26 protein-coding genes are annotated in these 25,642 nt (G+C 50.4%); 15 read left to right on the forward strand and 11 right to left on the reverse strand.

Features of this window, described 5'->3' with window-relative positions:
* Positions 1-18: 18 nt before the first annotated feature.
* Entirely contained in the window at positions 19-660 is a 642-nt protein-coding gene (gene kdgA, locus NNO03_RS17245; RefSeq protein ID WP_005120716.1) for a bifunctional 4-hydroxy-2-oxoglutarate aldolase/2-dehydro-3-deoxy-phosphogluconate aldolase, read from the forward strand.
* Between the two features lie 102 nt (positions 661-762).
* Here the strand turns inward: kdgA and purT are convergent, their stop codons facing one another.
* On the reverse strand, positions 763-1,941 hold the full coding sequence (purT, locus tag NNO03_RS17250) for a formate-dependent phosphoribosylglycinamide formyltransferase (protein ID WP_271450093.1): 1,179 nt from the start codon (positions 1,939-1,941) through the stop codon (positions 763-765).
* Positions 1,942-2,073: 132 nt separating this feature from the next.
* Between purT and yebG the strand changes: the two genes are divergently transcribed.
* From yebG to ptrB, 4 genes are all read left to right on the forward strand, one after another.
* A complete protein-coding gene (yebG, locus tag NNO03_RS17255) occupies positions 2,074-2,364 on the forward strand; it encodes a DNA damage-inducible protein YebG (protein ID WP_271450094.1) in 291 nt (96 codons plus the stop codon).
* A gap of 120 nt (positions 2,365-2,484) precedes the next feature.
* Complete coding sequence (gene yebF / locus NNO03_RS17260; protein ID WP_271441794.1) at positions 2,485-2,841, forward strand: protein YebF; 357 nt, start codon at positions 2,485-2,487, stop codon at positions 2,839-2,841.
* A 91-nt stretch (positions 2,842-2,932) separates the two neighbouring features.
* A complete protein-coding gene (locus NNO03_RS17265) occupies positions 2,933-3,592 on the forward strand; it encodes a tellurite resistance TerB family protein (RefSeq protein WP_271441795.1) in 660 nt (219 codons plus the stop codon).
* An 86-nt stretch (positions 3,593-3,678) separates the two neighbouring features.
* Positions 3,679-5,754, forward strand: a complete 2,076-nt coding sequence (ptrB, locus tag NNO03_RS17270) for an oligopeptidase B (protein ID WP_271450095.1) — start codon at positions 3,679-3,681, stop codon at positions 5,752-5,754.
* Here ptrB and exoX read toward each other — a convergent pair.
* The 3 genes from exoX to NNO03_RS17285 form a co-directional block, all read right to left on the reverse strand.
* Complete coding sequence (gene exoX, locus NNO03_RS17275) at positions 5,736-6,398, reverse strand: exodeoxyribonuclease X (RefSeq protein WP_271441797.1); 663 nt, start codon at positions 6,396-6,398, stop codon at positions 5,736-5,738. The genes ptrB and exoX overlap by 19 nt on opposite strands.
* 23 nt (positions 6,399-6,421) lie before the next feature.
* Complete coding sequence (locus NNO03_RS17280; RefSeq protein WP_271450096.1) at positions 6,422-7,078, reverse strand: carbon-nitrogen hydrolase family protein; 657 nt, start codon at positions 7,076-7,078, stop codon at positions 6,422-6,424.
* Between the two features lie 106 nt (positions 7,079-7,184).
* On the reverse strand, positions 7,185-7,415 hold the full coding sequence (locus NNO03_RS17285) for a DNA polymerase III subunit theta (RefSeq protein WP_005120732.1): 231 nt from the start codon (positions 7,413-7,415) through the stop codon (positions 7,185-7,187).
* A 142-nt stretch (positions 7,416-7,557) separates the two neighbouring features.
* Between NNO03_RS17285 and yobA the strand changes: the two genes are divergently transcribed.
* The 5 genes from yobA to pphA all read left to right on the forward strand — a co-directional run bounded on the left by yobA (position 7,558) and on the right by pphA (position 11,416).
* Entirely contained in the window at positions 7,558-7,932 is a 375-nt protein-coding gene (gene yobA, locus NNO03_RS17290) for a CopC domain-containing protein YobA (protein ID WP_271450097.1), read from the forward strand.
* 3 nt (positions 7,933-7,935) lie between these two features.
* The gene (copD, locus tag NNO03_RS17295) at positions 7,936-8,808 is read left to right on the forward strand and encodes a copper homeostasis membrane protein CopD (protein ID WP_271450098.1); all 873 of its coding nucleotides are present in this window, start codon (positions 7,936-7,938) and stop codon (positions 8,806-8,808) included.
* Positions 8,809-8,824: 16 nt separating this feature from the next.
* The gene (locus tag NNO03_RS17300) at positions 8,825-9,163 is read left to right on the forward strand and encodes a YebY family protein (protein WP_040232386.1); all 339 of its coding nucleotides are present in this window, start codon (positions 8,825-8,827) and stop codon (positions 9,161-9,163) included.
* Positions 9,164-9,751: 588 nt separating this feature from the next.
* Entirely contained in the window at positions 9,752-10,534 is a 783-nt protein-coding gene (locus NNO03_RS17305; protein ID WP_271442563.1) for an HNH endonuclease, read from the forward strand.
* A 240-nt stretch (positions 10,535-10,774) separates the two neighbouring features.
* Positions 10,775-11,416, forward strand: coding sequence for a protein-serine/threonine phosphatase (gene pphA / locus NNO03_RS17310; RefSeq protein WP_271450099.1), 642 nt, complete (start codon positions 10,775-10,777; stop codon positions 11,414-11,416).
* On the opposite strand, the gene NNO03_RS17315 is transcribed toward pphA, so the two are convergent.
* On the reverse strand, positions 11,417-11,608 hold the full coding sequence (locus NNO03_RS17315; protein WP_271442561.1) for a YebW family protein: 192 nt from the start codon (positions 11,606-11,608) through the stop codon (positions 11,417-11,419).
* Between the two features lie 72 nt (positions 11,609-11,680).
* Positions 11,681-12,598 carry a LysR substrate-binding domain-containing protein gene (locus NNO03_RS17320; protein ID WP_271442560.1) on the reverse strand — a complete coding sequence of 306 codons (918 nt, stop codon included), beginning with the start codon at positions 12,596-12,598 and terminating at the stop codon, positions 11,681-11,683.
* Between the two features lie 126 nt (positions 12,599-12,724).
* Between NNO03_RS17320 and NNO03_RS17325 the strand changes: the two genes are divergently transcribed.
* Positions 12,725-13,906, forward strand: a complete 1,182-nt coding sequence (locus tag NNO03_RS17325) for a nitrate/nitrite transporter (RefSeq protein WP_271442559.1) — start codon at positions 12,725-12,727, stop codon at positions 13,904-13,906.
* A gap of 27 nt (positions 13,907-13,933) precedes the next feature.
* Here NNO03_RS17325 and NNO03_RS17330 read toward each other — a convergent pair whose 3' ends face one another.
* The 4 genes from NNO03_RS17330 to yebS form a co-directional block, all read right to left on the reverse strand.
* On the reverse strand, positions 13,934-14,170 hold the full coding sequence (locus tag NNO03_RS17330; protein WP_101742234.1) for a YebV family protein: 237 nt from the start codon (positions 14,168-14,170) through the stop codon (positions 13,934-13,936).
* Positions 14,171-14,270: 100 nt separating this feature from the next.
* Entirely contained in the window at positions 14,271-15,692 is a 1,422-nt protein-coding gene (gene rsmF, locus NNO03_RS17335; RefSeq protein WP_271450100.1) for a 16S rRNA (cytosine(1407)-C(5))-methyltransferase RsmF, read from the reverse strand.
* Between the two features lie 138 nt (positions 15,693-15,830).
* A complete protein-coding gene (locus NNO03_RS17340) occupies positions 15,831-18,464 on the reverse strand; it encodes a PqiB family protein (RefSeq protein WP_271442557.1) in 2,634 nt (877 codons plus the stop codon).
* Entirely contained in the window at positions 18,433-19,716 is a 1,284-nt protein-coding gene (gene yebS / locus NNO03_RS17345; protein WP_271450101.1) for a membrane integrity lipid transport subunit YebS, read from the reverse strand. The genes NNO03_RS17340 and yebS overlap by 32 nt, the downstream gene beginning before the upstream one ends.
* Before the next feature lie 128 nt (positions 19,717-19,844).
* On the opposite strand from yebS, the gene NNO03_RS17350 reads away from it, so the two are divergent.
* From NNO03_RS17350 to htpX, 4 genes are all read left to right on the forward strand, one after another.
* Complete coding sequence (locus NNO03_RS17350; protein ID WP_048211393.1) at positions 19,845-20,342, forward strand: GAF domain-containing protein; 498 nt, start codon at positions 19,845-19,847, stop codon at positions 20,340-20,342.
* Between the two features lie 96 nt (positions 20,343-20,438).
* Positions 20,439-21,125, forward strand: coding sequence for an RNA chaperone ProQ (gene proQ, locus NNO03_RS17355; RefSeq protein WP_137381595.1), 687 nt, complete (start codon positions 20,439-20,441; stop codon positions 21,123-21,125).
* 19 nt (positions 21,126-21,144) lie between these two features.
* Positions 21,145-23,193, forward strand: coding sequence for a carboxy terminal-processing peptidase (gene prc, locus NNO03_RS17360; RefSeq protein WP_271442556.1), 2,049 nt, complete (start codon positions 21,145-21,147; stop codon positions 23,191-23,193).
* Positions 23,194-23,385: 192 nt separating this feature from the next.
* Complete coding sequence (gene htpX, locus NNO03_RS17365; protein WP_271450102.1) at positions 23,386-24,267, forward strand: protease HtpX; 882 nt, start codon at positions 23,386-23,388, stop codon at positions 24,265-24,267.
* An 82-nt stretch (positions 24,268-24,349) separates the two neighbouring features.
* Here htpX and NNO03_RS17370 read toward each other — a convergent pair whose 3' ends face one another.
* Complete coding sequence (locus NNO03_RS17370) at positions 24,350-25,438, reverse strand: hypothetical protein (RefSeq protein WP_271450103.1); 1,089 nt, start codon at positions 25,436-25,438, stop codon at positions 24,350-24,352.
* Positions 25,439-25,642: the final 204 nt, after the last annotated feature.

Genomic DNA, 25,642 nt, shown 5'->3' on the forward strand with positions numbered 1-25,642 from the left:
AGGCGAGAGAAAACTCTGATGAAAAACTGGAAGACAAGTGCAGAAGCAATCCTGACCACTGGCCCGGTTGTACCGGTTATCGTGGTTAACAAACTGGAACACGCTGTGCCGATGGCAAAAGCGTTAGTTGCAGGGGGCGTGCGCGTTCTGGAAGTGACGTTACGTACCGCATGTGCGATGGATGCTATTCGTGCAATCGCGAAAGAAGTCCCGGATGCTATCGTCGGTGCGGGTACTGTGCTGAATCCACAGCAACTGGCTGAAGTTACTGCGGCTGGCGCTCAGTTTGCGATTAGCCCGGGTCTGACCGAGCCGCTGCTGAAAGCAGCAACCGAAGGGACGATTCCGCTGATCCCTGGTATCAGCACCGTTTCTGAACTGATGCTGGGTATGGATTACGGTTTGAAAGAGTTCAAATTCTTCCCGGCTGAAGCAAACGGCGGTACGAAAGCACTGCAGGCAATCGCGGGTCCATTCTCTCAGGTTCGTTTCTGCCCGACTGGCGGTATCTCCCCGGCGAACTACCGTGATTACCTGGCCCTGAAAAGCGTGCTGTGCATTGGCGGTTCCTGGCTGGTTCCGGCGGATGCGCTGGAAGCGGGTGATTACGATCGTATTACCAAACTGGCTCGCGAAGCGGTTGAAGGCGCGAAGCAGTAAGCTATCAATGTGTAAACCGAAGGCCCGATAATAGGCGTTAGCGCCGATATCGGGCTTTGCCGGATGGGGGGTTACTGCCTCATCCGGTCTACGGGTCCGGTTTTAACCTGCCACTTTTACCTGTGCAGCCGCGTTTTTCGCACGATCAACCGCTTCTTCAACACTTTCTGCCGTTGCCAGCACGACACCTAAACGACGCGTACCGTCGATCTCGGGTTTACCAAACAGACGTATCTGCAAACCCGCGCCAACGGCAGCATCCACATTATCAAAGGTAACGTTTTGGCTGCTTAGCTGCGGCAGGATCACCGCTGACGCTGACGGCCCATACTGACGGATTGCGCCAACGGGAAGACCAAGGAATGCACGCACGTGCAGGGCAAACTCGGACAGATCCTGAGAAATCAGCGTCACCATACCCGTGTCGTGCGGGCGAGGGGATACTTCGCTGAAAATGACTTCGTCACCGCAGACAAACAGCTCCACACCAAATAATCCGTGGCCGCCCAATGCCAGTACCACTTTCCGGGCAATCTCCTGCGCCCGCGCTAATGCCAGTTCGCTCATCTGCTGTGGCTGCCAGGATTCGCGATAATCGCCGTCTTCCTGGCGATGACCTACTGGTGCGCAAAAATGTACGCCGTCAATGGCGCTGACGGTAAGCAGTGTGATTTCAAAATCGAAATTCACCACGCCTTCGACGATGACACGCCCGGCGCCAGCCCGCCCACCCTGTTGGGCATAGTTCCAGGCTTCGGTTAGCTGTTCGGCGGAGCGGATAAAGCTCTGTCCTTTACCAGAAGAACTCATTACCGGTTTTACGATGCAGGGATAACCGATTTCCTCTACGGCCTCGCGAAAACGCATTTCACTGTCGGCGAAGCGAAAAGATGATGTTGGTAAAGATAACTCGTCGGCGGCGAGGCGACGGATGCCTTCCCGGTTCATGGTCAGTTGAGTCGCACGTGCACAAGGCACTACGTTCAGGCCTTCCTGCTCCAGTTTTACCAGCATATCTGTGGCGATGGCTTCGATTTCTGGCACGATAAAATGTGGTTTTTCATGCTCGACTACCTGGCGCAATGCATCGCCATCCAACATGTTGATGACGTAGGAACGATGAGAAACGTGCATCGCTGGTGCGTCGGGGTAACGATCCACGGCAATGACTTCCACACCCAGGCGTTGGCATTCAATCGCCACTTCTTTACCCAGTTCACCTGAACCTAATAACATCACACGCGTTGCTGCAGGACGCAGTGCTGTGCCTAATAACGTCATAAATTAATCCCCTGTTTCAACTAGGCGCAGTATATACGAAAACGTTTGCGTCTGTCTTTATTACCAGGTTGATTTCAGGGATGAAAAAGAATATGCTGTATATAAATACAGGTAATTTAAGAGGCTGCAAAAATGGCGGTTGAAGTTAAATACGTAGTCATTCGGGAAGGTGAGGAAAAAATGTCGTTTACCAGCAAAAAGGAAGCCGATGCGTATGACAAGATGCTCGATACAGCCGATCTGCTCGACACATGGCTGGAACAATCACCGGTAGCGCTGGAAGATGAGCAGCGTGAAGCGCTTTCTCTGTGGCTTGCTGAGCAAAAAGAGGTGCTAAGCGCCATCCTGAAAAACGGCAAGCTGCCTTCTCCGCAGGTGGTCGACAGCGACACATCTGCTGAGGATGATACCCAGGCGGCCTGAAGCGACTTGCGCTCCTGATATTTTGTACCATGCTTTTCCCTGAATCATTGTGCAATCTCTGACAGCCTTCACACCGCGGGTCTGCGGCCTGAAGGACGAAGGGGAGATAAGGAGAAAAGAATGTATAAAAAAAGAGCGCTGTTGAGCCTGCTGTTATTATCTGCCAGCGTATCAGTATTTGCGGCGAATACGGAAAGTAAGTCAGTTAAGTTTCCAAACTGTGAAGGCCTGGATGCTGATGGTATCGCGGCCAGCGTAAAACGTGATTATCTGCAGAATCGCATTGTGCGCTGGGCCGACGATCAAAAGAAACTTGGTCAGCTTGACCCGGTAGCATGGGCCAATCCGCAGGATATTGTCGGTAAAGATGGGCAGTGGACAGTCCCCCTGACCGTGCGCGGCAAAAGCAGCGACATTCAATATCAGGTAAAGCTTGATTGCAAAGCTGGCACAGCAGAGTATCAGGTGCGTCAGTAGCTGAATTTGCACATCTTTTGATGACCTGAACACTTCCTGACATCCCCTCGGGTACGCTTTGATGATTATTCGTCTGTACTTGAGGGGCAAAATGGCTAACTGGCTGAATCAACTACAATCTCTTCTTGGGCAAAAAGCATCATCTGCGACATCTTCTGGTGAACAAGGGCTTAGCAAACTGCTGGTGCCTGGCGCGCTAGGCGGTCTGGCAGGATTACTGGTTGCTAACAAATCCTCACGTAAATTACTCAGTAAATACGGAACCAGTGCGCTGCTGGTCGGTGGGGGCGCAGTGGCCGGCACGGTGTTATGGAACAAGTACAAAGATAAGGTTCGTGCGGCGCATCAGGGGGAACCACAATTTGGTGCACAGAGCTCACCGCTGGATGAGCGAACTGAGCGTCTGATCCTGGCGCTGGTTTTTGCGGCGAAAAGCGATGGGCATATCGATGCTAAAGAGCGTGCGGCCATTGAACATCAACTCCGTGAAGCAGGTGTCGAAGAGCAGGGGCGTGTTCTGATTGAGCGTGCGATTGAACAACCACTCGACCCGCAGCGTCTGGCTCAGGGGGTCCGTAATGAAGAAGAGGCACTGGAAATTTACTTCCTGAGCTGTGCGGCAATTGATATCGACCACTTTATGGAGCGCAGTTATCTGAATGCATTGGGTGATGCGTTGAAGATTCCGCAGGATGTTCGCGAAGGGATTGAGCAAGATCTTAAGCAACAAAAACAGGCTCTGCCGGGTTAAATAGTTACTGCGCAGGAGCATGTTTCGCTTGCATCATTGCTGACTTTTGCCACCCTTATAGAATGTTTAAGCAAAAGAACAATGACATGCTACCTAAAGCTCCTCGTATCCCCTACGCCATGACGCAGCATGGCGATACTCGTGTTGATAATTATTACTGGCTGCGAGATGACACCCGCTCGCAGCCAGAAGTATTGAATTACCTGCAACAAGAAAATGCGTATGGCCGCCAGGTGATGGCTTCGCAGCAAGCTTTGCAGGATCGTGTTCTGAAAGAGATTATCGACCGTATTCCCCCTCAGGATGTGTCCGCACCGTATGTGAAAAATGGGTACCGCTATCGCCATCTCTATGAACCGGGGTGTGAATATGCCATTTATCAGCGTCAGTCTGCTCTCAGTGAAGAGTGGGATGAATGGGATACCTTGCTGGATGGGAACCAGCGCGCAGCCCATAGCGAATTCTATACATTAGGTGGTCTGGCAATATCACCGGATAATACCATTATGGCGCTGGCGGAGGATTACCTTTCCCGCCGGCAATATGGCGTGCGCTTTCGCAACTTACAAACGGGTAACTGGTACCCGGAGGTACTTGAAAACGTCGAGCCGGAATTAGTCTGGGCTAACGACTCGCAGACTTTCTATTATGTCCGCAAGCATGAAACCACATTGCTGCCGTATCAGGTCTGGCGGCATACTGTCGGTTCACCATCCACTGATGATGAGCTAGTGTATGAAGAGGCTGATGATATGTTTTATGTCAGCCTGCATAAAACCACCTCACAGCACTATGTTGTTATTCATATTGCGAGTGCAACCACCAGTGAGGTTTTGCTCATTGATGCAGAACTGGCTGATGCCGAGCCACTGGTCTTTTTGACGCGTCGGAAAGACCATGAATACAGTCTCGATCATTATCAGCACGCGTTTTATCTGCGCTCAAACCGTCAGGGTAAAAACTTCGGTCTGTACCGTACCCGAGTACGAGACGAACACGCCTGGGAGACGCTAATCCCTGCGCGTGACAGTGTCATGCTGGAGGGCTTTACGCTGTTCACCGACTGGCTGGTGGTGGAAGAACGGCAACAGGGGTTAACCAGCCTGCGGCAGATCAATCGCAAAACGCGCGAAGTAATAGGGATTGCCTTTGACGATCCCGCCTATGTGACCTGGCTGGCTTATAATCCTGAGCCGGAGACATCGCGCCTGCGCTATGGCTATTCCTCCATGACTACGCCGGACACACTGTTCGAGCTGGATATGGATACTGGCGAGCGCCGTGTACTTAAGCAGACCACTGTCCCCGGTTTCGACGCTGCAAATTACCGCAGTGAACACGTGTGGATAACCGCGCGCGATGGTACCGAGGTACCTGTCTCGCTGGTCTACCACAAGCAGCATTTCCGTAAAGGGAAAAATCCATTATTGGTGTATGGCTATGGTTCATATGGCGCAAGCATGGACGCTGATTTCAGCAGCAGCCGCTTAAGCTTATTGGATCGTGGCTTTGTGTACGCGATCGCCCACGTGCGTGGCGGTGGTGAATTGGGGCAGCAATGGTATGAAGAGGGTAAATTTCTGCGCAAGAAAAATACCTTCAATGACTATCTTGACGTCTGTGATGCACTGCTCAAACTGGGTTATGGATCACCTTCATTGTGTTATGGGATGGGAGGAAGCGCCGGGGGGATGCTGATGGGTGTTGCCATCAACGAGCGTCCGACACTTTTTCACGGTGTTATTGCCCAGGTGCCATTTGTCGATGTGGTGACCACCATGCTGGATGAGTCAATTCCGCTGACAACCGGTGAGTTTGAAGTGTGGGGTAATCCGCAGGACAAAGAATATTACACCTACATGAAAAGCTACAGCCCATACGATAATGTCACCGCACAGGATTATCCGCATCTGTTGGTTACCACAGGGTTACACGATTCCCAGGTGCAATACTGGGAACCGGCGAAGTGGGTGGCGAAACTGCGTGAAATGAAAACAGACGAACATCTGCTGCTATTGTGTACGGACATGGACTCCGGGCATGGCGGTAAATCCGGGCGTTATAAATCCTATGAAGGTGTGGCCCTCGAGTTCGCTTTTTTAATTGGTCTCGCGCAGGGAACACTGCCTGGTCAGGCGGCAGCTCAGGCGTTATCCAGATAGTGTTTCAGCGTTAGGCGCAATTCCGGGCTCATATTGTCAAGGTTATTAAACAGCCAGCGCAAATAGCCCGGATCGCGTTCAGCGACTTCAGATACCGGTTTCCCGCGGTATTTCCCGAAGGTAAATGTGGTTAGCAACGCAGGACGACCGGTGACATCGGCCATTTGCTCCGGGGTCCAGCCGGACGTCTGCATAATGTCGATCAGCAGTGCCGCCGTGATGTAGCAGTCATAAAGCGCGCGGTGGTGGTGTAGACCAGACGGTGTCTGGACGCTCAGCTTGCGGGATTTATAGAGCGCCATATTGCTGTATTTGATCCCCGGCCACAGGCGACGGGAAAGCTTCATGGTGCAAATCCATTCCCCCGGCATTTCGGGCAGCACACGCCGATCAAAACTGGCGTTATGCGCCACGTACCACTCGCTGCCGTAATAGTGCGGGATGACATCTTCAATCCACGGTTTATCCGCTACCATCGCTTCAGTGATGTGATGGATAGCCATGGCTTGTGGACTGATGGGACGGTCAGGGCGCACCAGATGGCTCATGGGATTAACGATCGTTCCGTCAACGACATCGACAGATGCAATCTCAACAATGCCTCCCTGCAGACCACAGGTTTCTGTATCTATTATGCGCAACATGCCGGGCTCCAGACCAAAAACGACTAGCGTAATGGAATGATATCACCTTGCCAACCCCGTGGCGTGCGTTGACCGGTTAACAGTAATGAACCGCTGTCGGCGCGTACAATTAACCGACCACGTTCATCCCACAATGCGCTGCTGCCACGGGCATTGGCCATCAGTACCGCAATGGCGAATTTATGCGAAAAACTTTGCAGGCGCGAAGCGGAAGAGAGCAGTTCTGGTTCGCTGACGGACTGACAGGTTGTGAATAGCGAAAATGTCGGGTCGATATCAATACCTTCCGGCTGGCTGTCGACCACGCTGATGGCATTTCGTTGCCTGGCGATACAGGCGCCATGGCTTTGATGAAACATTAACGGCGAGCTCATCCAGGGAGAGAAAAGCGCTATTCCCTTCACAAATCGATCGTGATGCTCTACCGACAACCCGGCAATGATGGTCATACGATACGTGGCCGCGGCGTGGGCGAGGGGTTGCAATAACTCTTCATCGGGCGGGGCTGGGAGAGCGTCGTCTTCGTCCACACATCCCAACAGGGACAATGATGGAAAAACCAACAATTCGCATTGGCATTTAGCCGCTTCATGAATGAACTGCAAATGATGGGCGACGTGTTCGCTTAATGATCTTTGAAGTGGTTCGTACTGCGCTGCAGCAATTTTCCAGTGTGACATAATGATTTCCTTTTCATAGTGTCTACAACCATCCTTAAATAATAGATTAAGAATGTGCTTATACTGTAGCAGGCATCATGTAAGGAATCGTAACTTAATATAAGGTTTATTTTACTTTAGGCTCGTAAGGTAAACGTGAGAGGGAAACGGAAGCTAAACGGTGCGCGATCAGGCGTTCACGGAACCAGTCGCGTAAATGTGCAGGCTGTTCACGCTCGACAACTTCAGCAACGACAGGCATGTTGTAGCGCTCTTTAAATGCGACGCCTGCCGCAGCCAGATCGACGTTAACCTTGTCCATTTCTGCTTGCTCAAGTTTGGCCAGATTAATATTCATACGTTTCTCCTTATCTCTCCATTGGCGCGCAAAAGTTACTAAGAGTGCGCATTAATGGCAAGCCTGAAATGATGATTCTCGACTCGATCATTGTAGAAGGTTATTCTCTACAGATTAGACATAACAAAAAGGAATAGTTGATATGGCTTCATCTGCATCTTCACTTCGCTATGCTCTCATCGCTCTTGCCGGAATTCTGGCGACACCCGCTGCCCTGGCGCATGCGCATCTGACACAACAAAGTCCTGCGGCTAATGCGCAGGTCACGGCATCACCCCAGGCATTGACGCTCAATTTTTCTGAAGGTGTCGAACCTGCATTCAGCGGAGCAACGCTGACAGGCCCGCAAAAAGAACAGATAAAAACGGGTAAGGCAACGCGTAATGAGCAGGATAAAACGCAACTGATTATTCCGCTCGTTCAGTCACTGGAAACAGGAAAATACACGGTCGATTGGCACGTTGTGTCAGTGGATGGGCACAAGACGAAAGGACAATATAGCTTTAGCGTGAAATAACCGATGCTGGCGTTTACCTGGGTTGCACTGCGTTTTATCCATTTTACCACGCTGATGCTGGTGTTTGGCTGTGCGCTCTATGGCGCATGGCTGGCTCCTGTTTCGCTCCGTCGTTTGATGATGCGTCGTTTCTTACATCTGCAACGCCACGCCGCGGCGTGGAGCTTTGTCAGTGCGACGCTGATGCTGGCGGTTCAGGGGGGATTAATGGGCGCGGGTTGGCAGGATGTCCTCTCCATCACCGTTTGGGGAGCCGTCCTGCAGACACAATTCGGGGGCGTCTGGCTGTGGCAAATTATCCTTGCGCTGGTCACACTGGCGGTGACCATTATCGTACCGCGCAGTATGCCGCGACGACTGCTAATGCTGACGATTGCTCAGTTTATTCTGCTGGCGGGCGTTGGGCATGCAACACTACACGATGGTGTAACGGGTACACTTCATCAGGTTAACCATGCGCTGCATCTGATATGCGCAGCTGCCTGGTTTGGCGGCTTGCTGCCGGTGCTCTACTGTATGAAAATGGCACAAGGACGCTGGCGCGATCAAGCCATCAAGACCATGATGCGCTTCTCCCGCTATGGGCATCTTTTTGTGGTTGGCGTATTGCTTACCGGCATCATGAATGCACTGTTTATTGTCGGTTTTTCTGTTCCCTGGCATGCGGCTTATGGGAAACTGCTGTTGTTAAAATGCGCCCTGGTCATGCTAATGGTGGCGATTGCGCTGGTGAATCGGTATGTTCTTGTTCCACGTATGCAGCAGGATAATCGCTGCATGACCCTCTATTTTATTTGGATGACGAAGCTGGAATGGGGTATAGGCGCTGTTGTGCTGGCAATTGTCAGCCTGTTTGCAACCCTCGAACCGTTCTGATGGACTGGCAAAACGTATGAAAAAAATCATTATCTCTTTATTGCTACTGGCAAGTTCAGGAGCGGCACTGGCTGCGCCGCAGGTTATTACCGTCAGTCGTTTTGAGGTTGGCAAAGATAAATGGGCGTTTAATCGTGAAGAGGTGATGCTGACCTGCCGTCCGGGCAACGCGCTGTATGTCATCAACCCCAGCACGCTGGTGCAATACCCGCTGAATGATGTTGCCAGACAGCAGGTTGAGAGTGGTAAAACCACGGCAAAACCGATCGACATTATCCAGATCGACGATCCGGCTAAACCTGGCGAAAAAATGAGCCTTGCTCCGTTTATCGAGCGTGCAGAAAAGCTCTGTTAATTGTCAGATGTAGCGCTCTGATTTCCAATAAAAAACCGCAAGGCTCTCACAGGAGAACTTGCGGTTTTTACATTGTAGCGAGTGACAATCACCCTTTTTTTCAGGCCACTTTAGTCGCGGACTGGAAAACCTGGCGCTGTCATCTATTCTTAAATGGCAGGGTAACTTAGCCTGCATTAATGCCAACTTTTAGCGCACGGCTCTCTCCCAAGAGCCATTTCCCTGGACCGAATACAGGAATCGTATTCGGTCTCTTTTTATGTGCTTATTCTCATTGATTTTTTTCGATGCTTTCACGAAACCCCGCGAAAACTACTCGAAATTTCCATATCCTGTCTAAACCATAACATATTCTACACCACGTGCGTCTAGGTATTTTTGGGCCATTGTTAAATTTTTATACCCCAAACAACCTCAGAGCAAAATCCTCTATGTGTTCCCTTTTCTGACGCGAAGACTTGAAACCATGCTTTCATGCAGACGGCACCTGTAGCATGAAACAACAGTCCGCTGTACAGCATTTATACGTTAAGTTTTCTCGTGGAATTGTCGATATTACTCTTTATTGGCTCTTCAAAAGGAATAAAAATGAAATATTTCTATGCTTATCATGGTCCCAAAAATACAAAAGATTTTGACTACAGTAATGGGTACGGGGTTGGGCAGGAATGGAAAACCCGTCAAGTGAACCCGGGTGACCGCCTTTTTGTTATTCAAAAACTCTCTGGAAAGCGAGATTTCCAGTTGTGTGGTGTGTTCGAAATTATTGACACTTTAGTAGACCCAAACAGTGCTTATCCCTATCGAGTTCAGCTGAAAGACTTATCCAATCTTGATACTTTCCTACCAATGGATGAAGTGCTTGTTGGTGAACAACTTCCCCCCAGCAATCGAAAAGAGGCGTGGACTAATTTTAAACGACATTTCTGTCATCAGGGAGTTTCATTCGAAGCTCCGTTGTGCGAAGAAATTGTGTCGGTTCTCAGTTTACTGATTGCTGTACCTGAGGATCAAATTGGAAAATATGCTCGCAGGGAAGACGGTTTACGCATGGTTAAGATTCGCCGGGAGCAGGCAAAGTTTCGCAAAGCGGTGATGTTAAATTGGGGCAGTAAATGCGCAATTACTGGCAGTTCTTTGGCAGTTGAAGCTTGCCATATAATTAGCCATGCCAATAAAGGATTACCGAGTGTAGAAAATGGAATTGCACTTGCTGCTGATCTCCATAAGTTATTTGATAGTGACCATCTGAGTTTTCGGGATAACCGAGTTATTCTTTCAGAATCAGCTCGTCTTGAACCACGATACAAAGATTTTCATGATACTGAACTGAGGGAGCCACTGAAACCAGTTGATCTATCAATGAAGTAACGGATGGGCCAGGCAGAGTAGTAGCGCTATTAAAAGTGAAGAAGCCCTATTGCATAGGCGACATGTGGGCAGCATTCACAGCATAGTTATTCTGTCTGCATGACATCGACGGCAGAGGGTTTGTCGTGGTGTCAAATCGTACCCTGCGCAAATCATCGCGTGTCGCATGCGGCATTCTCCTCATTTCATGGCGCTGTTGCTAAAGTTATAGGCAGGGAATATCTGAGTGCAGAAGGTCATATGGGGCAGCCTGATAACGTCTACCAAAAGATAGAAGGAACAAACTGGCGTCACATCTGGGTCGTGGGGGATCTTCACGGCTGTTTTTCTATGCTGATGGATAAATTGCGCCAGTGTCGGTTTGATCCGTGGCGCGATCTGCTGGTTTCTGTCGGCGATGTTACCGATCGTGGGCCTGATAGTCTGCGCTGCCTACAGTTGCTTCGCCGGAACTGGATCGTGGCGGTCAGGGGGAATCACGAGCAAATGGCGCTGGATGCACTGGTGACGGGGGATCTGCAGTTGTGGTTTATGAATGGGGGCTCGTGGTTTTCGCACGCAGCACAACCCGCGGCAAGGTTTGCTCTTGAAGCCTGTCAGCAATTACCGTGGATTCTGGAACTGCATTGTCAGAATGGCGTACATGTGATTGCCCACGCTGATTACCCGGATGATGATTATCTGTGGCGAAAAGAGGTCGATTTACAACGGGTGTTGTGGGATCGTGCGCGATTAATGAATAAAGGCAGTGGAATTCATGGCGCAGATCACTTTTGGTTTGGCCATACGCCTCTGCGCCATCGGCTTGATCGCGATAATCTGCACTATATTGATACCGGCGCGGTATTTGGCGGCGAGCTAACGTTGGTACAGTTACAATAATTAGAAATCACTATATTCCTGAGCAGGGTGCCAGAAGCTGTCGATATAGTTTTCGGCAGGTAAGCATCCGCCGTTGCGAATACGCTGATCGTCCATCGAAATTAGGCACTGCTGTTCCGTATTGTAGACATCAACCACGATATCTTCACAACCGCCATCCAGGTAGCAAACAAAAAGAATCAGCGTGAACATTCCATCCTCAAATTGTGTTGCCGTATCAATAGTGTAGAAGAAATTGCAGTTAATGGGGCGAGGAGAAATACGTTAACGCGTCACTGTGTGTTCACTCGTGAAGGGCAGGGATGTTTCAGCGGGCAGTTCAAAAGATTGCAACCAGTGGGTAAATTTTCTTACCGCCTCATCTTGTCTGTCGTTCCATAGCAGAGAGTAGGTTCCGGTATCGATGGTCAAATCGCCAAATGGCGCAACCAGCCTTCCTGTTTTCAGGTGTTTTTCACAGAATAAATAGGGCATTACAACCAAGCCCAAACCATCTTCAGCCGCCTGCATTGCCGCAAACGTATGATCCAGCGTGATAATCTGGTTACTTTCATGATGATCATTTGGGAAATGGCTATGCCAGCGTTTCCAGAGATCGTTACGCGCACGAATTTGAATTTTTATATGATCGCCCAGTTGATCTGGCGAGACCAGCGGTCGGCTGTGCAGATACTGCTGGCTGCAAACCAGCAGGCTTGATTCCCGAAGAAATGGCACAGGTTTAAGTCCGGAAAAATGCGCCGGATCCCGGCGAATAGCGATATCAAAGGGAGAGGCAAAGCTAACGGGACCGATGCTGGTGGTGACATCGACGGTGAGCTCAGGGTGGACTTCATTCAGCTCAGCCAGTCTTGGCATTAGCCAGTGCATGGCGAATGTGGGCAGGCACTGGACGGTTAATCTTCCCGAAAAAACGTTAGCGCTGACCTCTTTTTCTGCCTGCGCAAGTTCATCGAGTAACCGTGTTGCGACGCGGGAAAAGGTCTCACCGGCACTCGTCAGCCTGACAGATTTGTGTGCACGATAAAACAGTTGTACACCCAGTTGTTCTTCCAGTGTGCGGATGTGTCGGCTGACTGCTCCTGTGGTGATAAACAGTTCATCAGCAGCCGCACTGAAGCTGCTTCTGCGTGCAGCAGCTTCGAATGCCGGCAAATGGGGGAGCGAGAGTAATCGTGTCATTGGTTGAGTTTAACTCAACCAATGGACGCAATAAAGATCGTTTGTCAGCGTCTTCCCCTTGCTCATAACATGGCCCGCAACGCTCTGATTCACTATTGATATCCACTTTTTCTGAAGGCAATTTTAGTGAAAGCATTCAATTTGTTTTGCCTTGGCCGGGCGGGGACATGCCTGGGGACAATGGCTTTTGCTGGTGCACTTCCGGTAATACGCGATGAGTGGCATATCGACGCCGCCGCTGCGGGAACAATACAGACGGTATTTAGTATTTCAAACGCCTGCGCCTTATTTGCTGCCTCCTGGCTGTGTGACTATCTGGGGGCTCGCAAGGTGTATCTCATTTTCTCGTGGTTCGGTGTGTTCGCTTTATTGCTTTTCGCCTGTTTTGCCCGCTCTTACTCTTCCGCTCTGGTCATGATGGCCTTCGTCGGATTGACCCAGGGTGGGGCCTATACGCCAGCGATGATGTTGGCGATGGGTATGAACAGTGTGCCCAAACGAGGACTTGCCGTTGGGATGATCCTGGCCGCAGGTTCGTTTGGCTACCTGCTGTCGGTATTTATCTCCGCCTGGGGAGCATTGCGCTGGGGAGCGTCCTTTGCGTTCTATTTATGTGCCGCTGGCGCATTGGTTGGTGCGGTATCCGGTTCAGTGGCGTTATCCGGCTATCAGGAAGACATGCACAGGACGCAGAAGCAGGGGGGATCGGCAAAGCGCCATGTTCTGTCGGTTGGCGCAATACTGCTGATGGCGGGTTATATTGCGCATTGCTGGGAGTTACTGGGGAGCTGGGCATGGACCCCTAGCCTGGTGACGGGTGCGTTGCAAGCCTGGCAGATGGAGCCGATAACCACCGGATTGATCGTCGCCTGTGCCGTACATTTATCGGGGATGTTCTCGACGCTGATTGTAGGAGCAATCTCCGATTATTTTAATCGCGCAACGGTGTTGATCTTCATGGGCGCTGCCGGCGCGTTGAGTTCACTCCTGATGGGATTATCGGTTTCCTGGGGGGCGGGGTGGACGTTGCTGTTTGCGTTTATGGGGAGTTTCTTCATTCTTGGCGATTCGGGCGTTTTATCTGCCGCGATTGCCGATAATGTGCCTCAGGCAAAGCTGGGGAGTGTGATGGGATTGCGGTCGCTACTTGGATTTGGTGTGGGGTCTCTTGCGCCTTTATCATTTGGTGTGGTGATGGATTCAACGCAAAGCTGGGAACTCGCTTATAGTGTGTTGGCTGCGGGGGGAACCATCGCTTTCTTCTGTGCCTGCGTGCTTAGAGTTAATTGTTTTAACGCCAATAAATAACCCGTCTGGCGACGGGTTCTTTTTGAATCAGGCAAAGCGCATGACCCAGGCATCTGACTTACGATCGTAGTGCTCGCGGAATAGAACGGAATGTTCTCCATTGAGAAGGGCCGGGACGCTGGTGTCGGCATCCCAGGCGTCCAGTTGCATACATAAATCCGGATCGGATTTACACGGAATGGTTAACGTTCGGTCCCCCGGCGATTCGCCATGTAACTCGGCGTCGTCGATTTCAAAAGCGCCAATGCGCACACTGGTTTTCATCATCGTGCTCTCCGTTGATTTGCTGGTTGTGGTACGACCAGTTAAGCCGCCCATTTTTCAGCGTAGTCAACGTTAGCAAAAGCGCCAGTAAAAACGTGCGTTATCCCGTAAAGAGTTTACCATCCCGGACAAGATCGCGTGGATAACTGTTCTTCAACCGTGATCCGATCCGTTTTGCCAGTCCAATCGGCTGACGCTGGAACGTAACCAGTACATCGTCGGTTGTTGGAGAGGTTTGTGGGTAGACATCTCTGCCGCGATACCACTCTTCCGCTTCTTCAAGCGTCAGTTCAAACGCATTGCGGTGTTCTGGGTTAGCAAGGGCGATAACCGCCTCATGCTGCCAGCGGTAACCCTTATTGTGGGTTTCAGCGAGTTTAATCCCGAGGCGGGAAAAACGAACTTTACCAATCAGTGGTTCAATGTCTGTCGGGAATAACCAAATTTCTTTATCACGCTGCCAAAGGCGCAGATTGTCTTGCCACTGCAATCCACAGGCGGTAGCGGCCTGGGTGATTTGTGCGGCTTCCCGGCTTTTCAGCGGGCTGAAGGGGAAATTTCCCACCTTATATTTCGGCGCTGGCAGTGCAGGTATAGGGGCAGTTTTTCGCAAACGCGCGACAAAGAAGCCTTCACAGTCATAAATTTGCGGGAAGACATGCAGGAATCCCTCGGGTGTCAGGGCGCGTCCGGCCTCCGGGAATAAATCACCCAGAGGAAGAAATTCGACGGCGCCCGGGTAAGTCTCTATTAGCCACTGCATGATGGATTCATTTTCATCACGGTTAAGTGTGCAGGTGGAATAAACCAGTGTGCCGCCAGGGCGAAGGGCGTGGAAGGCGCTATCAAGCAGCTCGCGCTGGGTAACAGCAATGTCCAGATTGCTTTCGATGGACCAATTTTTTAGTGCATCGGGATCTTTACGCACGACGCCTTCGCCTGAGCACGGTGCGTCCAGGAGAATGGCATCAAACGTTTCTGGCAACGCGGCGCCAAACACGCGGCCATCAAAATGAGTGAGTGCGACGTTCGCAATCCCGCAACGACTGATATTGGCATGCAGAACTTTGACGCGGCTGGCAGAAAATTCATTCGCCAGAATTGCACCCTGATTATTCATTTTGGCGGCAATTTGCGTGGTTTTGGAGCCTGGCGCGGCGGCAACATCCATCACCCGCTCCGGGATATTGCTATCGGCAAATAACGCAGCAACAGGCAACATCGAACTGGCTTCCTGAATATAAAACAGTCCGCTTAAATGCTCAGCCGTACTGCCGAGCGGTACAGACTCTTCATCGTTGCGCTCAATCCAAAAGCCTTCAGCACACCAGGGAACCGGAGTGAGTGACCAGCCATAAGGCGCGGTTAAGTCGAGAAAATCAGCAACGGAGATTTTCAGCGTATTGACGCGGATGCTGCGGCGTAATGGGCGCTGGCAGGCTGCGAGAAAATCGTCAAAAGAGAGCGTGGAAGGCATTGCTTCACGCATTTGCGTCAGAAAGGCGTCAGGAAAATAAGCCACTTGGTACCACCGGCAAAAAAACAAGTGCGCAGTGTAGCATATACCCTCAATAATTCGAGTTACAGGACAACAACGTTCCTACGTGAAGTATGACAAGGCTAACCGCTCCGGCGCGAGTACGCCGGAGCGGGGGAAAGATTAGCGTGGCAGGGCGGTTCCCCATTGACGCCATTCTTTCGGTTCACTCTCCAGCAGCAGGAAGTGTTTACCCGCCTGCGCTTTCGGCGCCAGTGGCGTACCTGGTGGGGTGGCAAACGCGATACCACCGCGGATGAACTGATTGAAGGTACCCGTCTTCACGACGCCGCCGGTGAGGCCAAAATCGAGGTTGTAGCCAGATGCCAGCCAGAACACAGAGTTATTGCGCACCAGGTGCTGGTAGCGCTGACTGATGCGCATGGCTACCATCACGCGATCGGACAGTGAACCCAGCGTCAGACCCGTGACGGTCCCCACTTCAATACCTCTGAACAGAACCGGAGTACCGATATTGAGTGATCCCGCTTCTGGTGCCTCTACCACGATACTCAGACCATCAAGGTAACGTGAATCAGTAATCGTCGCTTCCTGCAGTTCAAAATCACGGCGCGGATTACCGCGTCCTGGTTCCACGTTAATGTATGGTTGTAAGATAGTATCCAGATGCTCTACACCTGCCGCCGAAATTTGCGGGGTAATGACTGAGAAACGTGTACCGCTACGCGCAAACGTCTGGACATACTCCGGATACAACACCGCTTTTGCCTGAACTTCGTTACGGCTGGTGAGCAGTTCAAGGGTCTGGATCTGACCTATATCGATCCCCAGGTAGCGAATTGGCATCCCTGCGGCGAGTTTCCCGGCGTCAAACGCGTGCAGAGTAATCTGTCCTCCTACCGCACGTGCAGCGGTCTCTGACGCGTACAAAATACGCTTGTCGCCTTTACGCTGGCTGGCGCTGGCACCGCTCAGATTATCGAAGCTAATCGCCCCTTTTAGCGCCCGCGACAGGGGAGAGGCCTGTACGGTCAGGCCGCTGCCGTTAAGCTGAACTTTTGCGCCACCTTCAGCCCAGAATACGCTGTTGCTGGTTAGCAGATTGCGGTATTCCGGTTTGATATGCAGATCGATATCAAACGCATCGGCACGAGGGCGTACGCTAATGACTTCACCGACGTCGAATTTGCGGTATAGCACCACCGACCCGGTCTGCACATCGGGTAGCGTCTCGGCGCTCAGGCTGACGGTGGTGGTGGGCAGATCGCTCAGGCTGTTCTCAATGGCTTTTTCGAGGTTTGCATACAGCGGATAGCTTTTTTTCATTTCACCTTTGGTACCGGGTAAAATGCGAATACCGCCGCTTATCCATTCGCTGGCGCTGGCACCAAGGAACTCAACGCCATCAAGGCCCACTTTGACATCCACTCGACTATTAACCACGAATTTGCTGTCACCCTGCACCAGTGCACGATGCTGTGGCTCGATAGCAACGATAAATGAAACGCCATTGCTTGATAGCTTCCGTTCGATAACCTGACCGACCTGTACGCCATGAAGGATCAGCGGCTGGCCGGCATCGATGCCGTAGCTTTCCGGGGCGGTCAGCGTAAGCGTCATAACGCCGGGATCATGAAGCAGGGACTGTTCACCGGGGATCACCACAAACTGGCTACGTGGCTCACCTTCGCCGGGCACCAGTTCAAACGTTTTTCCTGTTAGCAGCGAGCTCAGGTTCATATCGTTTAATGATAATTTGGGGTTTTGTAACTCAATGCGCGTGCCATCGCGCAGTAGCGTTACAACGCTGGGGTCGACGGTCATTTCACCGGTGACTTTACCCCCTGGATTCAAATCCAGTCTGGTCAGTTGACCGACTTCCAGGCCCTGATACATCAGCGGGGTTGATCCAGCCTTCAGTCCATCGCCGTTGGGTAGCGCCAGTTTGACAATCACGCCACGTTGGCTGTGGGCGAGATCCTGATATAGCCCAAACGTATCGTCGGCGGCAGCAGGTTGCGAATCTTCTGGGGAGTCAAAGGCTATGGCGCCATTGACCAGCGCGGCCAGGCTTTCCAGTTTTACCTTTGCGCCGCTCAGGCTGACATCGGCATTCACCCCGGACACATTCCAGAAACGACTGCCTTTTTTCACCAGATTGGTAAAGCGACGCTCAATCAGGACATCGATGGTTACACCTTGATGATTGGGGTTGATGGTGTAGTCATAGACCCGGCCTACCGGGATCTTGCGGAAATAAACCAACGAACCGCTGTTAAGGGAACCGAGGTCGGGAGCCTGCAGATGCAACATTAAATCGCCATTATTCAGCCGATATTTTGGCTGTGTGTCGAGCGCGACGAAATGATCTTCCGGTTCGCCGGTGCCCGGCATCATCCCGATATAGTTCCCGCCAACCAGCGCATCGAGGCCAGAAACCCCCGCCAGTGATGCCTTCGGCGTGACCAGCCAGAATTGCGTGTCTTTGCGCAAAGCATCCTTCATGGTGGACTTGATACTGACGCGAACTTCAATTTTACGCAGATCTTTACTCAGGCTGATATCCTGCACGGTGCCAACTTCGACACCCTGATAGCGCACGGGAGTTCGGCCTGGTACAATGCCGTCCGCGGACATAAAGTCGATGGTCACGGTATTGCCACGATCTTCATAGCTGCCCCAGATGAGCCATCCAGCAATCATTAGCGCGATGAACGGCAGCAGCCAGAACGGAGAGATACGGCGTTTTGTTTTAATTTGCGCTTCAATCTGCGAAGCGGGCGTTTCCTGACTCATGTGCATCCCAAAGTAAGCGGCTGTCCAGCCATTCCACTGCAAGAATAGTCAATATTACCGCTGCACCGAAATAAAACGCAGCCGGTCCCATAGTAAAAGCAAGTATCTGATCGCGATTTATCAGTGACATTGTTAAGGCGATAACAAACAGGTCCAGCATCGACCAGCGACCAATCCAGGTCACCATACGGAGTAGCAGGATGCGGGTGCGTAATCCTTGTTCACATTTAAACTGGATGCTGAACAACAACGTAAACATCACAATCACTTTAGTGAATGGCACCAGGATACTGGCGATAAAAACAATGGCCGCTACGCCAACGTTGCTGTTCGCCAGGGACATGATACCGGTCAGAATAGTGTCTTCCTGACGGGCACCGTTAACGTAAATTACCGAGATGGGCAGCAGATTAGCAGGCAGCAACAGGACAATCGAGGCCAGCAGAGCTGCCCAGCACTTTTGGATGCTCTGATTTCTGCGCCAGCGTAATGGAATATGGCAACGGGGACAGCGGCCTCGGGCATCAGGATAACCTGTAAAGTGACAGCCGAGGCATACACGAAGCTGTCCGTCGGGGCGGCGTGCGGGCCTTTGTGGATAAAAACGTTCCCACAACTGCTCAACATTGAGGTGCGACAGCGTCAAAATGCTCAGGATCACCAGTGCGATAAATGCATAGAGTCCCACTCCGGGCAGCAGAAAAGCATAGTCCTGCACTTTGATAGAGGCGACGCCGATGCCAACAAGATAGATATCAAGCATGACCCACTCTTTAAGCCTTTCCAGCATCAATAATACCGGGCGCAGGTTCATACCGAGAATATTACCAAACCACAGATAAGCGATTGATGACACGAGTATCACGGGAGCACCAATGACGCAAAACATCACGAAGGATGCTGTTAGCGGATCGCCTTGCCGGGTCATCTGCCAGATGCCCTGTACTACATTCGCGTCAATGCGTATGCCTAGTAAATAGATGTGCAGCAGCGGCTCTCCCCATGCGAAGGGCATCAGTAACAGCATGGTGAAAGCCATTGCCGCCAGCCGCGTTAACGACCAGTCACGGCCGTCACGAATTTTGGCCTGACAGCGAGGGCAGAATGCACTTTGGTGCGAACGCATTTTCGGCAAGCTAAACAGCAGGTCACATTCAGGGCATCGTTGGTAATGCGCACGGGGTAGCGCTTCACCAATGGACCTGATCGCTATTTTTTTAGTCGGCGTGATGCGTGGATAAGTTAGGGCCATGTATCGCGAATCAAAGTGTTGAAGTAATGTTATCTTAACCCATGATGGGAATGATCTTGAGCATTTACGCATTTAATGTTTATTTTAGTAGGGTGCAGTTTTAAGTAAGACAACTAAGTGATTACATAATGAACAAAATAGAGCTATACACGGATCTGAACCGTGATTTTCAGGCATTAATGGCAGGTGAAACCAGTTTTCTGGCAACGTTGGCGAATACCAGCGCGTTATTGTACGAACGTCTTGCAGAAGTGAACTGGGCAGGTTTTTACCTGCTTGAGAACACTACGCTAGTGCTCGGTCCCTTCCAGGGGAAAATCGCCTGCGTTCGCATCCCGGTAGGGCGCGGCGTGTGTGGTACTGCGGTGGCGCAGAACCAGGTTCAGCGTATAGAGGACGTGCATGCCTTTGATGGCCATATCGCTTGCGATGCTGCCAGCAATGCGGAAATCGTTCTGCCGATTACGGTTGAGAATCAAATTATCGGCGTGTTGGACATTGATAGCACAGCGTTTGGTCGCTTTACTGAAGAAGATGAACAGGGTCTGCGGACGCTTGTAGCACAGCTTGAAACCGTGCTTGCAACGACGGATTACAAAAAATTCTTTGCGACCGTCGCAGGATAATCAACGGATAACGTAGCAATTACTGATGACGTCATTATAATGACGCCTGTTCATGCCTGCGCTTGTTGGCTACGTCCGTTGTAATCAGGAAATTTCATGGAAAATCAACCTAAGTTGAATAGCAGTAAAGAAGTCATCGCGTTTCTGGCCGAACGCTTCCCGCAGTGTTTTAGTGCGGAAGGCGAAGCGCGCCCGCTGAAAATTGGCATTTTTCAGGATTTGGTAGAGCGTGTTGAGGGCGAAATGAACCTCAGTAAAACACAGCTCCGTTCGGCCTTACGTCTCTATACTTCAAGCTGGCGTTATCTGTACGGCGTTAAGCTGGGCGCAACGCGTGTCGACCTCGACGGCAACCCATGTGGTGAGCTGGATGAGCAACACGTTGAACATGCGCGTAAACAGCTTGAAGAAGCTAAAGCCCGCGTTCAGGCGCAACGTGCAGAGCAACAGGCGAAAAAACGCGAAGCGGCGGCCGCTGCTGGTGAAAAAGAAGACGCACCGCGTCGTGAGCGCAAGCCGCGTCCTGCACCGCGTCGTAAAGAAAGTGCTGAGCGTAAACCTCGCGCTGAAAAACCAGTGGCAAAAGCACCGCGTGCTCCTCGTGAAGAACAGCATACCCCAGTATCTGATATTTCAGTGCTGACGGTAGGGCAGTCTCTGAAGGTGAAAGCAGGTAATAATGCGATGGATGCCACCGTATTAGAAATCACCAAAGATGGCGTCCGTGTACAGCTGAATTCGGGTATGTCTTTGATTGTACGCGCAGAACACCTGGTGTTCTGAAACGGAGGCCAGGCCTGGCATGAACACTTTTTTTAGGCTTACTGCGTTAGCTGGTCTGCTTGCATTTGCAGGCCAGGCACTCGCTGTGGAAGACATCACGCGTGCCGATCAAATCCCCGTTTTAAAGGAAGAAACTCAGCATGCGACGGTGAGTGAACGTGTGACATCACGCTTTACGCGTTCACATTATCGCCAGTTCGATCTGGATCAGGCGTTTTCGGCGAAAATTTTTGACCGCTATCTGAATCTGCTCGACTACAGCCATAACGTGCTATTGGCGAGCGATATCGAGCAGTTTGCCAAAAAGAAAACCGTCCTCGGTGATGAACTGCGTTCGGGCAAGCTCGATGTCTTTTACGATCTCTATAATCTGGCGCAAAAGCGCCGGTTTGAACGCTACCAGTACGCATTAAGCGTACTGGCTCGTCCAATGGATTTCACCGGTAACGACAACTTTAACCTCGATCGGAGTAAAGCTCCGTGGCCGAAAAGCGAAGCAGAGCTGAATGCGCTGTGGGACGGCAAGGTTAAATTTGACGAACTCAGCCTGAAGTTGACGGGTAAAACCGACGCTGAAATCCGTGAAACACTGACACGTCGTTACAAATTCGCCATCCGCCGTCTGGCGCAGACAAACAGTGAAGATGTGTTCTCACTGGCGATGACCGCGTTTGCACGTGAAATCGATCCACATACTAACTACCTGTCTCCACGTAATACTGAGCAGTTCAATACTGAAATGAGCTTGTCTCTGGAAGGTATTGGCGCGGTTCTGCAAATGGATGATGACTACACCGTCATTAATTCCATGGTTGCAGGTGGCCCGGCAGCGAAGAGCAAAGCGATAAGCGTAGGCGATCGTATTGTTGGCGTCGGTCAGACCGGTAAAGGCATGGTCGATGTGATTGGCTGGCGTCTGGATGATGTTGTCGCACTGATCAAAGGACCAAAAGGCAGCAAAGTTCGCCTTGAGATCCTACCTGCGGGTAAGGGCACCAAGACACGTACCGTTACGCTGACGCGTGAGCGTATTCGTCTGGAAGACCGTGCCGTTAAAATGTCGGTGAAAACCGTTGGCAAAGAAAAAGTCGGCGTACTGGATATTCCTGGTTTCTATGTTGGCCTGACGGATGACGTCAAAGTTCAGCTGCAGAAACTGGAAAAACAGAATGTCAGCAGCGTGATTATCGATCTGCGTACCAACGGTGGTGGCGCACTGACCGAAGCGGTCTCGCTTTCCGGTCTGTTTATCCCTTCTGGTCCGGTTGTCCAGGTTCGTGATAACAACGGCAAGGTGCGCGAAGACAGCGATACCGATGGCGTTGTTTACTACAAAGGCCCGCTGGTGGTGCTGGTTGACCGCTTCAGTGCCTCTGCATCAGAGATTTTTGCCGCAGCGATGCAGGATTACGGCCGTGCACTGATTGTCGGTGAACCGACGTTTGGTAAGGGTACCGTACAGCAGTATCGTTCTCTGAATCGTATTTACGATCAGATGCTGCGTCCGGAATGGCCGGCACTGGGTTCTGTTCAGTACACCATTCAGAAGTTCTACCGCGTTAATGGTGGCAGTACGCAGCGTAAGGGCGTAACGCCGGATATCATCATGCCAACAGGTAATGAAGAAACCGAAACCGGTGAGAAGTTCGAAGATAACGCGCTGCCGTGGGACAGCATTGATGCTGCAACCTACACCAAGTCCGATAACCTGACGCCGTTTGGGCCGGAATTGCTGAAAGAGCACAATGCACGTATTGCGAACGATCCTGAGTTCCAGTACATCATGAAAGACATTGCGCGTTTCAACGCAATGAAGGATAAGCGCAACATCGCCTCTTTGAATTACGCCCAGCGTGAGAAAGAGAATAACGAAGATGACGCAATGCGTCTGGCGCGTATCAACGATCGGTTTAAGCGAGAAGGTAAGCCGTTGCTGAAGAAACTGGACGATCTGCCGAAGGATTACCAGGAGCCAGATCCGTATCTGGATGAAACGGTGAAAATCGCGCTCGACCTGGCGCATCTTGAAAAAGAAAAGCCAGCGGAACAGCCCGCGACCAGTCAATAACGTCAAACAGGCACAAGAAATTGTGCCTGTTTTTTTAACAAGCGCATGAAGTCGTCAGTCTGATACGATAAAATGTAAAGTTGTGTCTTTCTGGTGACTTAGCACCTATGCATGCTTGAAAATAGCCGTAAGACCCATACGATATGGGTAATCGCATAGTGCGTTTTGTTAAATTGAGGTTAAAAGAAAATTATGATGCGAATCGCGCTCTTCCTGCTGACGAACCTGGCTGTGATGGTCGTTTTCGGGCTGGTATTGAGCCTGACAGGGATTCAGTCAAGCAGCGTTCAAGGCTTGTTAATCATGGCACTGCTGTTTGGTTTTGGTGGTTCCTTCATTTCGCTGCTGATGTCCAAATGGATGGCGTTAAAGTCCGTTGGTGGAGAAGTTATTGAGCAGCCGCGTAATGAGAGAGAACGCTGGCTGATGAATACGGTAGCGACTCAGGCTCGTCAGGCCGGAATTGCAATGCCGCAGGTCGCTATCTATCACGCGCCTGATATTAACGCGTTTGCTACCGGCGCACGCCGGGATGCTTCGCTGGTAGCGGTTAGTACTGGCCTGCTGCAAAACATGAGCCCGGATGAAGCTGAAGCTGTTATTGCGCATGAAATTAGCCACATTGCCAATGGCGATATGGTTACCATGACGCTGATTCAGGGGGTAGTGAACACCTTTGTTATCTTCATTTCGCGTATTCTTGCGCAAATTGCCGCTGGTTTTATGGGTGGGAACCGCGATGAAGGTGAGGAAAGTAACGGCAACCCATTAATCTATTTTGCCGTGGCGACGGTGCTGGAACTGGTGTTCGGTATTCTGGCGAGCATTATTACCATGTGGTTCTCACGCCATCGTGAATTCCATGCGGATGCCGGTTCTGCAAAACTGGTTGGTCGTGAGAAGATGATTGCCGCATTGCAGCGTCTGAAAACCAGTTATGAGCCGCAGGAAGCGACTAGCATGATGGCGTTCTGCATCAACGGTAAATCCAAATCGTTGAGTGAGCTGTTTATGACTCACCCACCTTTGGATAAACGTATTGAAGCGCTGCGTAGTGGTGAATACCTGAAGTAAGTTGCCAGGGTTGATAAAGAGCCGCGATGCGGCTCTTTATATTGTTTTGACGGTGTTGCGGCCGTGAAGTCACTGAACCTCTTTACTGACGGGTTGGTGCGAAACTGTCCATTAAAGCTTGGCCCAATGCACCCTGTATTACATTTAATGGATGCGCCGGCTTTGTAGAATTTTTATCTACTAATGGTTTCTCAGGGTGAGTGGTGTTGTAAAGCGTTAAACTGCCTCCTGAGCTTTGCTGAAGCATACTACCAAGCTGGAAGCCGAATGTGCTGTATGAGCTAACTTCATTCTTTATAATTTCTGCTGCTTTGAATAAAGCACATAGTTTTCCAATAACTAATGATTGGCTTTCATTAAGAGTACTTTTCCATGGTTCAATAAATGTTTTAAGGTCATCAACCAGTTTTTCCCTATTAATCTGATCTACATCAGTCACATCAGATGTCACTACCAAGTCCATTATCCGTATCATATCTTCAGCAGATATTTTGGGGCCGATAGATTTCAAATAATTTAACGCGCCGGAGCCCAATTCGTTAAACTGTTTATCGTTGAGAGCATTATCAGCGTTGATAAGACGTTCAATATCCTCGAGAGCATGATCAGACTTGATGATACCCCCAATATCCTTTGCAAGGTAATTATCAGTATTGCGAAGGAAAGTTGTGCGAATAGCTAGAGAGTTTTCCATGCAAACATTCATTTTACTGAATAGATTCTTTGAATTCTGTTCACTATTTGGTCCATCTATAAAAGCTTCAGAGAAATTTTTGACTGATTCCCAGAGACCGATTTCTCCATATTTTTTGATTTGAGTGGAAGTTTTTTTGTATTGTTGTAATTGGTCAAGTGCTTTGTCTTGAGCACTTTTCGGAAGATGTTGAGCGTTAAGCTTAATTTTAGCCTCTGTCATTTTATGTTTTGCTTCTTTTATCAGATTGACTGTAAGCTCAATTTCATGGAGTTTATCTTTTTCCTTTGCTACATCGAGCAAGTCCTTTATCCCCCTCAAATCAGAGTTTATTTTGGCAAACTCTTTGCCATTGTGATGAGCGTTGCGAACAGCGCGAAGACCAGAGCTAAAAACATTGTGTCCTTCGGATCTTTGTGTTTTGAACCCACTATAAAGACCAATTTTCATGTCGTGAAAACCGACTTTCATATTCATATTGTTAAATCTCCGGTTATGGAATAAGTAAGACAACTCTTCACCGCTATGATGGCATCACGGTTGGTGGGTTTCTTTCAAAAAGTGCTTCGATTTCTTTATTTGGCAACCTGAGTGCTAGTCTTCTAAATTTTTATTTATTTATTTCAACCATGAATATGGTGATAATTACTGGATAACAATCATCTATTATTTGTATGGATA

The organism is Citrobacter sp. Igbk 16 (assembly GCF_028069755.1).
Classification (GTDB): Bacteria; Pseudomonadota; Gammaproteobacteria; order Enterobacterales; family Enterobacteriaceae; genus Citrobacter.